The following is a 9,222-nucleotide window of genomic DNA, read 5'->3' as shown; positions in this document are numbered from 1 at the left end:
GTCCCCGACGTCCCCGGTCCCGGCGGCGGCCGCGATGGCCTCCCGGTAGACCTGCGTCATCGCCTCCACGGTTCGCGACCGGTCGTAGCGCGACGACGCACGGTCCCGCCCGGCGATCCCGAACGCGGTGCCGGTGCCCGCGTCCGCGACCATCTCGCGCAGTGCTGCGGCGAGGTCGGCCGGCCGGCCGGGCAGCACCTGCAGCCCGGTCACCTGGTCCACGACCATGTCGCGCAGACCCCCCACCGCCGTCGCGACGACCGGGCGCCCACACGCCATCGCCTCCAGCGCAGCCGTCCCCGACGACTCCCGTCGAGGTGCGCTGACCAGCACGTCCGCCGAGCGGATCAGTCGCGGGACGTCGTCGCGCGAGACCGCCGCGAGCAACCGCACCCGCGTGGCCACCCCGGCGCGGGCCGCGACCGCGTGCAGCCGCTCGAGGTCGGTGTCGTCCGCGGCCCGTTCGGGAGCCGGCCCGCCGGCCACGAACAGCTCGGCGTCCGGAACCCGGCGCAGTGCCTCGAGGAGCTCGTCCGCCCCGTCGTCGGGGGCCACCGAGCCCACCGACACGATCCGGGGGTGGCCCGCGCGGCGCAGGGACGGGCCGTCCGGACGCCAGACGCCGGTGTCGATCCCGGCCGGCACCACCCGCAGACGCGAGCGCGGTGCGCCGCGCTGCAGCAGGTCCGACAGCTCGTCCTCGCAGAGCGCCACGACCCGGTCCGCCGACCGGGCGACCGCCTGCTCCGCCGACGCGCGACCGGCCGGACCCGCACCGCCGTCGGGACGCGACAGGGTGTGGAACGTCTGGACCCGGACGATGCCGTCGGCCGCGGCGGCCGCCGCGAGCCCGGAGGTCCAGTGGTGGGCGTGCACGACATCGGGCGGGTCGGAGCGCCACTGCTCGCCGAGCAGCCGCGCCAGCTCGGGCACGGCCGCGACGAGGCGTTCGTCGGAGAGCGCGGCGGGCGGGCCGGCGTCGAGATGGCGGATCGTCAGGTTCGGCAGGGGCTGCGCCGTGGACGCGCGGGAGACGTCGTCGCGGCGGGCCAGGACGGTCACCTCGTGGCCTGCACCGGCGAGCGACTCGGCCAGCTCCCGGACGAGTACCGCCTGGCCGGACCATCCCGGCTCGCCGGGCTCGGCGCACGGGCTGACGTGGGCGGAGACGAGATCGATGCGCACCAGAACCTCCGGAATGCACGCGAATACGCGGGCACGCGCAGGTGGCTCTACACGTCTGTCCACCCGGGATACCCCGCCGCAGCGCCCGGCACACGCCGAGTTCCGGGCCGGTTTACCGGCCCGCCGTGGAGGTAACCCCGGTGCGCGAGCGGCCCCCTCCGTCGATCCCCGGTCGCGAAAGGCCCGCATGCTCGAGGACACATGCTCTCCGATCTCCCCGACCGGATCGCAGGAGCGCCGGTCCGACTCCCTGCTCGGCACCGCTCCCCCCACCCCGGAACCCGGCCCGGTCGCCGAGCGGCTGACCCGGGCCGTGGCCCGTGGTGAGCTCGACCTGCCCCGGGCCGGGCGCGGCGCGACCCCGGGCCGCTGGGCGACGTTGGCCCGGTGGGGACGCGACGACCTCGCGTTCGCCCGGCTGGCCGAGGGGCACGTCGACGCGCTCGCCGTGCTCGAGGAGGCCGGTGCCGCGCCACGGCCCGGCGCGCGCTACGGGGTGTGGGCGGCCCGCTCCGGCGGGACCGGCGCCGACCTCGTGGACGGGCCGGGCGACGGCAGGGGCCTGTCCGGCATCGTCCGCTTCTGTTCCGGCGCGCACCTGCTCGACCGGGCGCTGGTCGTCGCGCTCGGGCCCGGCGGGAGCCGGATCGCCGACATCGCCCTGGACGACCCGCGGGTGCGTCCGGTGCCCGGCACCTGGCGCTCGCACGGGATGGCGGCCAGCGACAGCGCGGACGTCGAGCTCGACGGCCTGCCGGTCACCGACGACCAGCTGCTCGGGCCACCCGGCTTCTACACCGGCCGGACCGGGTTCTGGTGGGGCGGCGGCGGAGTGGCCGCGGTCTGGCTCGGCGGCGCCGCGGGCGTCTGCGACGACCTCGCGGCGGCCCTGGGCGAGCGCGATCCGGACCCGCACCAGCTCGCCGGGTTCGGCGCCCTGCACACCGCGCTCGCTGCCACGGACGCGCTGCTGAGCCGGACCGCGGAGCGGATCGACGCCGATCCCGGCTCCGCGCACCGCGACGACGTGTGGACGGCGCGCGCCGCGGCCGAGAACGTGTGCCGCACCGTGCTCGACGCCGCACCGCGCATCGCCGGTGCCGCGACCCTGACCCGCGACCACCGTTTCGCCGACCGTCTCACCGACCTGCAGGTCTATTCGCGCCAGCACCACGGCGACCGTGACCTGGCCGACCTCGGCCGCGCCCTGCTGGACGGCCGACGATGAGCGCGTCGCCGCAGCGGTGGCGGACCGCGGCCCGGCAACGGGCGACCGGCACGATCGACCCGGCCGGGCTCGGCCGCCTCGTCGTCGTCGCCGCGCACCCCGACGACGAGACGCTGGCCGCGGCCGGGCTGCTGCGCGGGGCGCACGAGGCCGGGGCACGGGTCGAGATCGTCGTCGCCACCGACGGCGAGGCCGCGCTGCCCGAGGTGACCGGCCTCGACCGCGCCGAGCTGGGCCGCACCCGGCGGGCCGAGCTGCACACCGCCCTCGCGCGGCTCGGCGTCGGCGCGAGCCCGGTCACGTGGCTGGGCCTGCCGGACTCCGCACTCGACCCCGTCGAGCTCGGCGTCGCGCTGGGTCCGCACCTGCGCGACGCGGACGCCTACCTCGCTCCCTGGGAGCACGACCCGCACCCGGACCACGCCGCCGCCGGGCGCGCCGCCGCCGCGGCCGCGCCGGTCACCGTGCGCGGCTGGGGCTACCCGATCTGGGCGTGCACCACGCTGGACCCGGACGATCCGTCGATCCCCTGGTCACAGGCCGACCGACACGAGCTCGACGCGCGGGACCGGGAGGCCAAGCGGCATGCGATCGCCGCCTTCGCCTCACAGACCACGCCACTGGCCGACGGCGGACGCGCGGTGCTGCCGCCCGAGGTGCTCGAGCACTTCCACGGCGACGGCGAGGTGTTCTTCCGCGCGCACCCGCCGGCGGGCGGAACGGGCCGCCGGTGCTGACCGTGCGCCCGGTCGGCGGCGACGGACCCGTCCCGCCCCCGGCGCCCGGACCGGTCCGCGCGGTCGGGGTGCTGGTCCCGGCCCGTGACGAACGCGACCACGTCGCGGCCTGCCTGGACGCCGCGCTGACCGCGCTCGCCCGGCTCCCCGCGGACGTCCAGACGGCACTGTGCCTGGTGGTGGACCGCTCGGTCGACGGCACCGGCGCCGTGGCCCGTCGCGCGGTGGCCGCGCACGGCCACACGCGCACGCGGGTCGACGTGGTCACGAACGCGGCGCCGCTCGTGATCGGTGCGGTGCGCAACCTCGCCGCGCGGACCCTGCTGCGACGCCTGGCCCCCGTCGCGCCGGAGCGGACGTGGCTGCTCAGCACGGACGCCGACAGCACCGTCGGCCCGGACTGGGCGGCCGAGCACCTGCGCCTGGCCGACGCGGGCATCGACGCGGTCGCCGGCGGCGTCGAGCTCGACGGGCCCGGGCGCCTCGGGCCCGACCCGTCCCCGTCGGACCCCGGCGACCGTCCGCCGCGGCCCGGTCTCTACGCCGCGAACCTCGGTGTGCGCGCGGCGGCGTTCCGTCGCGTCGGAGGCTTCCCGGGGGTCGTCTCCGGTGAGGAGCACGCGCTGCTGGCCCGTCTGCTCCGGGGTGGGCACCGGCTGGTGACCGGCGCCGACATCACGGTCCGCACCAGCGCACGCACCCACGGCCGGGCCTCCGGTGGGCTGGCCGACCTGCTACGCGAACGCGCCGGCGAGCTTCCGGAGTCGCCGACGGGGGTTCCGGCCGCCGACGACGGGTAGACCACGGGGGTGAACGCCGAGCAGGACGACACCGCGCCCACCACCCCCACCGACGACATCACCCGGGCCGCGTTGCTGGTGATCGGCGGTGGCCCCGCCGGTTTCTCCGCGGCCACCGCCTACCGCGACCACGGCGGGCAGGGCGACGTCGTGCTGGTCTCCGACGACGACACCGCCCCCTACATGCGGCCGGCGCTGTCCAAGGACTACCTGCAGGGCGAGACCGAGGAACCGGAGCTGGCACTGGCGTCGGGTTCGGACTACGCCACGAGGTCGATCACTCTCCGGCTGGGCGTGATGGTCACCGCGCTCGCGGCCGACGACGGTCGCGCCCGGCTCTCCGACGGCACGGAGATCGCGTTCGACCAGTGCGTGATCGCGACCGGCAACGCGCCCGTCACCCCGTCGGTGCCCGGAGCGGACGACCCCGGTGTCGCCTATCTGCGGTCGCTGCAGCAGGCCCGCCGGTTGCGCGAGACCGTGCGCAACGTCCGGTCCGCGATCGTCGTCGGTTCCGGGTTCATCGGCTGCGAGGCCGCGGCGACCATGGCCCGGCGCGGGCTGGAGGTGACCGTGTGCAGCCCCGAGGAGGCACCGCAGATCCACCGTCTCGGCGCCGACGCCGGGCAGCGGATCGCCGGGTGGCTGCGCGAGGAGGGCGTCCGGTTCGTCGGCGGCGTGCAGGTCACCGCCGTCTCCGGAGGCACCCGGGTGGAGCTGAGCGAGGGCGGCCCGCTCGAGGCCGACCTGGTGCTGGTCGCGGTCGGTGCCACACCGCGGTCCACGCTCGCGGTGGCCGCCGGAGTGCCGACCGAGCAGGGGCGGGTACTCGTCGACGAGCACATGCGCTCCGAGGCGCCCAGGCTGCTCGCCGCCGGGGACGTCGCGATGGCCCACAACCGCGGCGCCGGACGTCACCTGGCCGTCGAGCACTGGGGCGAGGCCGAGGCGATGGGCACCATCGCCGGCACCACCGCGGCCGGCGGCGACGCGTCCTGGGACTCCCCGCCCGGGTTCTGGACCGTGATCGGCGCGCACACGCTCAAGTACGCCGCCTGGGGCGACGGCCACGACGACGCCGAGTTCGTCGACCACGGCGACGGCGCGTTCACCGTCTGGTACTCCCGCGACGACGTCCTGGTCGGAGTGGCCACGCACGAGGCCGACGACGACTACGAGCGCGGTCAGGAGGCCGTGCGCCGCGGTGACCGTCGTCGCGGTGACCGTCCCGGTGATCGTCGCGGGGCCGCCGCGCGCTGACGTACTCGCGTGCGGGCACCGGTGTTGTCCGGTCGGCAGGGGTACGGCAGAGTATGTCCGACCGTGCGTTGAGTCACCAGCGTGCCGTCCGTCATCGGTCCGGGCACCGTCGTGCCCGAGCTCCGCCCGGAGGGTCCGTGCCCGATCCCAGCTCCCCGCCCGCTCCCGACTCCCCGCCCGATCCCAGCTCCCCGCCCGACCGGACCGCGCGTCTGCGGGTCACCGAAACCCGGCCTCGTCCGGGCGTCGCCGTCGTCCGCCCGGTGGGCGAGATGGACGCCGTCGGCGCCCCGCTCGTCACCGAGCGGATCGCCGAGCTCGCCCTGCCCTGCGAGTGCCTGGTGCTGGACATGCGCCGGGTGGAGTTCCTCGACGCCGGCGGCATCCACGCCCTGCTCGACGCCGCCCGCACGGCCCGCCGGTGCGAGGTCCAGTTGATCATCGTCGGCCTGGACCCGGCCCACCATCGCGTGCTGCGGATCTGCGGCGTCGAGTCCGAGCTGACGCTGGCCGACGTCGTCGACGCCGAGCTCGTCGCCGGCGTCGCGCTGCCGTTCGAGGAGGCCGTCGCGGAGAGGGACCCGGGCCCGCCGGTCGCCGGGTCCTGACGCCGGTCAGGCGATGTCGACGACGACCTTCCCGGTCGTGCCGGACTCGACGGCCTCGTGTGCGGCCGCGACGTCGTCGAGCGTGAAGCGGTGCATCGGGAGCGCGGTCAGGCTCCCCATCGCCGCGGCGGCCGTCACCTCCTGAGCCGCGGCGCGCAGCGTGTCCGCCGGCACGCCGTAGAGCAGCACGAACCGCAGGTTCACGTTCGCGGTCATGCACGCCCGGACCGGCAGCGTCGGGTCCGCCGCGGTCGCGGCGTAGCTCACGATCGACGCGCCGTTCCCGACCACCGCGAGGTCGAGGCCCAGGTTCTGGGACAGCGCCACCTCGACCACCCGGTCGACCTGCGGCACGGCGGCGCGGATCTGCTCGGCGATGTCGTCGTCGCGGTAGTTCAGCACGTGATGCGCACCGGCGGCCCGCGCCAGCTCGGCCTTCTCCGGCCCGCTGACCGTGGACACGACGGTCGCGCCGGCCCACCGGCCCAGCTCGATGCCGTAGTGCCCGACCGCCCCGGCGCCGCCGGAGACCAGGACGTTGGCCCCCGCGGGCGAGCCGTCGGCGAACAGGCAGTGGTACGCCGTCATGGCCGGCACGCCGAGGCAGGCGCCGAGGTCGTCGGAGGCTGCGTCGGGCAGCGGCGTGGCCTGGTGCTCGGGCACGACCGTCCACTCCCCGCAGGTGCCCCACTCGGCGACCGCCTGCCCCGCGTCCCCGCCGGGCGATGCCAGCCAGACCCAGACGCGCTGTCCGACCCGGCCGGCATCCACCCCGTCGCCGACGGCGTCGATCGCGCCGACGCCGTCCTGATGCGGGATCCGGATCCCGTCGAACGGGCGGTCGGTGGCGCCGTCGCGGGTCTTGACGTCGGTCGGGTTCACCGCGGACGTCCGCACCCGTACGCGGACCTGCCCGGGGCCGGGCTCGGGACGGTCGACCTCGCCGACGGTGAGCACGTCGCGGGCGGAACCGGTCCTGGTGTAGCTGGCTGCCTTCATGGCCCCTGCCTACCCCGTCGTGCAACTGCCTACCCCGTCACGCGACCGCCTACCCCGTCACACGAGTCGGTACGCGACAGTAGGGGTCGACCGGCCCGGTCCGGGGTAGTCCACCCGGGACAGATCGGAGGTTCCCCACCCGTGTCGAACCGCATCCCCCGCGTCGTCGTGCTCGGCGGCGGCTTCGCCGGCTTCCACGCCGCGAAGAACCTCGCCCGCCGCCTGCGCGGCGAGGCCGAGATCGTCCTGGTCAACTCCACCGACTACTTCCTCTACCTGCCACTTCTCCCCCAGGTGACGTCCGGGGTGCTGGACCCGCGCCGGATCACGGTGCCGCTCGCGGCGTCGCTGCCCGGGGTGCAGGTGCGTCTCGGGGAGGTCCGCGGCGTGGACCTGGACGACCGCACCGTGCACTACGCCGACCCCGAGGGCGGGCGGCACGACCTCGGCTACGACCGGCTCGTCGTCGCGATCGGCAGTGTGAACAAGCTGCTCCCGATCCCCGGCGTGGCCGAGCACGCGCACGGTTTCCGTGGCATGCCCGAGGCGCTCTACCTGCGCGACCACATCCTCGGCGAGCTGGAGATGGCCACCGACACCGACGACCCGGTGGAGCGCGCCGCGCGGTGCACGTTCGTCGTGGTCGGCGCCGGCTACACCGGCACCGAGGTCGCCGCGCAGGGCGCGCTGCTCACCGCGCAGATCACGAAGGACCGCGCGGAGCTGGCCGGGCAGCCGATCCGCTGGCTGCTGCTCGACGTCAAGGACCGGGTGCTCCCGGAGCTGGACGCGAAGCTGTCGGTCACGGCATCGCGGGTGCTGCGCGAGCGCGGCGTCGAGGTACGGACCGGCACGTCGGTGACCGAGGCGACCGCCGACGGCGTGCAGCTCAGCACCGGGGAGAGCCTGCCGACACGGTCGCTGATCTGGTGCGTCGGTGTCCGCCCGGACCCGCTGGTGCAGGACCTGGGCCTGCCGGTCGAGGGCGGCCGGATCGTGGTCGACGCCGAGATGGCGGTGCGCGACCACCCGGGCGTCTACGCCGTCGGCGACGCCGCCGCCGTCCCGGACCCGGCCGACCCCGGCTCGCCCACCCCGATGACGGCCCAGCACGCGCAGCGTCACGGCAAGGCCGTGGCGCGCAACGTCGCCGCGTCGCTCGGGCACGGCACCCCGGCCCCGTACACGCATCGGGACATGGGGTTCGTGGTCGACCTCGGCGGACGCGACGCCGCGGCGAACCCGCTGCACGTGGCGCTGCCGCGCCCACTTGCCCGCGCCGTGACCAGCGGGTACCACCTGGCGGCGATGCCGGGGAACCGGATCCGCACCGGCGCGGAGTGGCTGCTGGACAAGATCCTGCCCCGCCAGCGGGTGCAGCTGGGCCTGGTCCGCCCGGAGGCGGTGCCGCTGGACACCGCGTCGCCGGAGCTGCCGGCCGTCGACGAGCGCGGGTGAGCCCGGCCGGTCAGTCCGCGCGTGCGGCATCGACCGACGTGCGGCCGTGGTCGAGCGCCACGGTCCCGGCCGCGCGGCGCACGGTCTCCCGGCGCAGCGCGGCCACGACGACGGCCGGCCACAGGGTCTGGGCGAGGATCAGCAACCGCTCCGACAGGCCGATGTGCGACCCGCCGGTCCGCAGCTGCACGAAGAACCAGCCCAGCAGCACGAGCAGCACCCCGGTCACGGCCCACGCCGCCCGACGCCCGAGCAGCGGCGACGCGGACGGGTGCCGGCTCGCCGCCAGCGGCCAGCACACGAAGGCCACCCAGCCGAGCGTCGCGGCGCCCATGTGCCAGGCCGAACTGCCGGTCTCCGGCTGCGGGAGCAGCCCGGCGAACATCGTCCCGGCCCCGCCCAGGCCCAGCGCGATCCGCCCGCGCAACGGCGCCCCGGTCAGCGCCAGCGCGCCGGCGACGTAGCCGAGGCCCAGCAGCACCAGGGTCCCGGTCATGATCCAGCGGTCGGTGGCACCGAGCCGGCCGAGCGTGCTCAGCGACTGCCGGACCGGGTCGTAGCCGGGCGGCTGCACCGCCGCGGCCAGCCACGATCCGACCGGCACCAGGACCGGCCCCAGGATCACCACCCAGCACGCGGCCGCCGAGACCGGCCGCAACCGCCCCGTTGACCGTCGCAGGTACCCGTCGTGCGCACCGTCCCCCGGCACCGTCCTGCGGTCGTCCATGCCGGGCTCATCCATGCCGGGCGCGTCCATGCCGGGCTGTACCCGTGCGGCCGGGCGGTACTCCACCCCTTCCGGGGACGTCCGGTTCCGGAACAGGGCGACGGCGACGACCATCGGCCACACCGTCTGGGCCACCACCAGCACCCGCTGGGCCAGTCCCAGGCGGTCCCCGCCGAGCAGCAGCTCCAGCCCGAACCAGGCCATCAGGGCCACCAGAACT

At 76.2% G+C, this 9,222-nt stretch carries 9 protein-coding genes; 6 read left to right on the top strand and 3 right to left on the bottom strand.

Features of this window, described 5'->3' with window-relative positions; translation table 11 throughout:
• Positions 1-1,185 (bottom strand): glycosyltransferase (locus I4I78_RS25790; protein ID WP_218614085.1); only part of this gene is annotated, 1,185 nt, incomplete at its 3' end.
• Positions 1,186-1,372: 187 nt separating this feature from the next.
• Between I4I78_RS25790 and I4I78_RS25785 the strand changes: the two genes are divergently transcribed.
• The 5 genes from I4I78_RS25785 (at position 1,373) to I4I78_RS25765 (ending at position 5,818) form a co-directional block, all read left to right on the top strand.
• Positions 1,373-2,413, top strand: a complete 1,041-nt coding sequence (locus I4I78_RS25785) for an acyl-CoA dehydrogenase family protein (RefSeq protein ID WP_226380443.1) — start codon at positions 1,373-1,375, stop codon at positions 2,411-2,413.
• Positions 2,410-3,150, top strand: a complete 741-nt coding sequence (locus I4I78_RS25780; protein WP_218614084.1) for a PIG-L deacetylase family protein — start codon at positions 2,410-2,412, stop codon at positions 3,148-3,150. The genes I4I78_RS25785 and I4I78_RS25780 overlap by 4 nt, the downstream gene beginning before the upstream one ends.
• Positions 3,144-3,950: a glycosyltransferase family 2 protein gene (locus I4I78_RS25775; RefSeq protein WP_218614083.1), complete on the top strand. Its 807-nt coding sequence runs from the start codon at positions 3,144-3,146 to the stop codon at positions 3,948-3,950. Before I4I78_RS25780 ends, I4I78_RS25775 begins: the two co-directional genes overlap by 7 nt.
• A gap of 9 nt (positions 3,951-3,959) precedes the next feature.
• The gene (locus I4I78_RS25770) at positions 3,960-5,210 is read left to right on the top strand and encodes an NAD(P)/FAD-dependent oxidoreductase (RefSeq protein ID WP_218614082.1); all 1,251 of its coding nucleotides are present in this window, start codon (positions 3,960-3,962) and stop codon (positions 5,208-5,210) included.
• 137 nt (positions 5,211-5,347) lie between these two features.
• Complete coding sequence (locus tag I4I78_RS25765; protein ID WP_218614081.1) at positions 5,348-5,818, top strand: STAS domain-containing protein; 471 nt, start codon at positions 5,348-5,350, stop codon at positions 5,816-5,818.
• A gap of 6 nt (positions 5,819-5,824) precedes the next feature.
• Here I4I78_RS25765 and I4I78_RS25760 read toward each other — a convergent pair whose 3' ends face one another.
• Entirely contained in the window at positions 5,825-6,817 is a 993-nt protein-coding gene (locus tag I4I78_RS25760) for an NADPH:quinone reductase (RefSeq protein ID WP_218614080.1), read from the bottom strand.
• A gap of 141 nt (positions 6,818-6,958) precedes the next feature.
• Between I4I78_RS25760 and I4I78_RS25755 the strand changes: the two genes are divergently transcribed.
• The gene (locus I4I78_RS25755; protein WP_308252357.1) at positions 6,959-8,275 is read left to right on the top strand and encodes an NAD(P)/FAD-dependent oxidoreductase; all 1,317 of its coding nucleotides are present in this window, start codon (positions 6,959-6,961) and stop codon (positions 8,273-8,275) included.
• 10 nt (positions 8,276-8,285) lie between these two features.
• Here the strand turns inward: I4I78_RS25755 and I4I78_RS25750 are convergent.
• Positions 8,286-9,222: DUF998 domain-containing protein (locus I4I78_RS25750; RefSeq protein ID WP_218614079.1), on the bottom strand; the 937-nt coding region annotated here is incomplete at its 5' end.

This window comes from Pseudonocardia sp. KRD291 (assembly GCF_019263595.1).
Classification (GTDB): Bacteria; Actinomycetota; Actinomycetes; order Mycobacteriales; family Pseudonocardiaceae; genus Pseudonocardia.
This window is presented reverse-complemented; position numbering and strand designations above follow the sequence as displayed.

What these genes read in the sequence shown, in the direction of transcription:
- I4I78_RS25780 (WP_218614084.1), top strand. Translation starts at nt 2,410, where the DNA reads ATGAGCGCGTCGCCGCAGCGGTGGCGGACCGCGGCCCGGCAACGGGCG.
- I4I78_RS25760 (WP_218614080.1), bottom strand. Translation starts at nt 6,817, where the DNA reads ATGAAGGCAGCCAGCTACACCAGGACCGGTTCCGCCCGCGACGTGCTC.
- I4I78_RS25785 (WP_226380443.1), top strand. Translation starts at nt 1,373, where the DNA reads ATGCTCGAGGACACATGCTCTCCGATCTCCCCGACCGGATCGCAGGAG.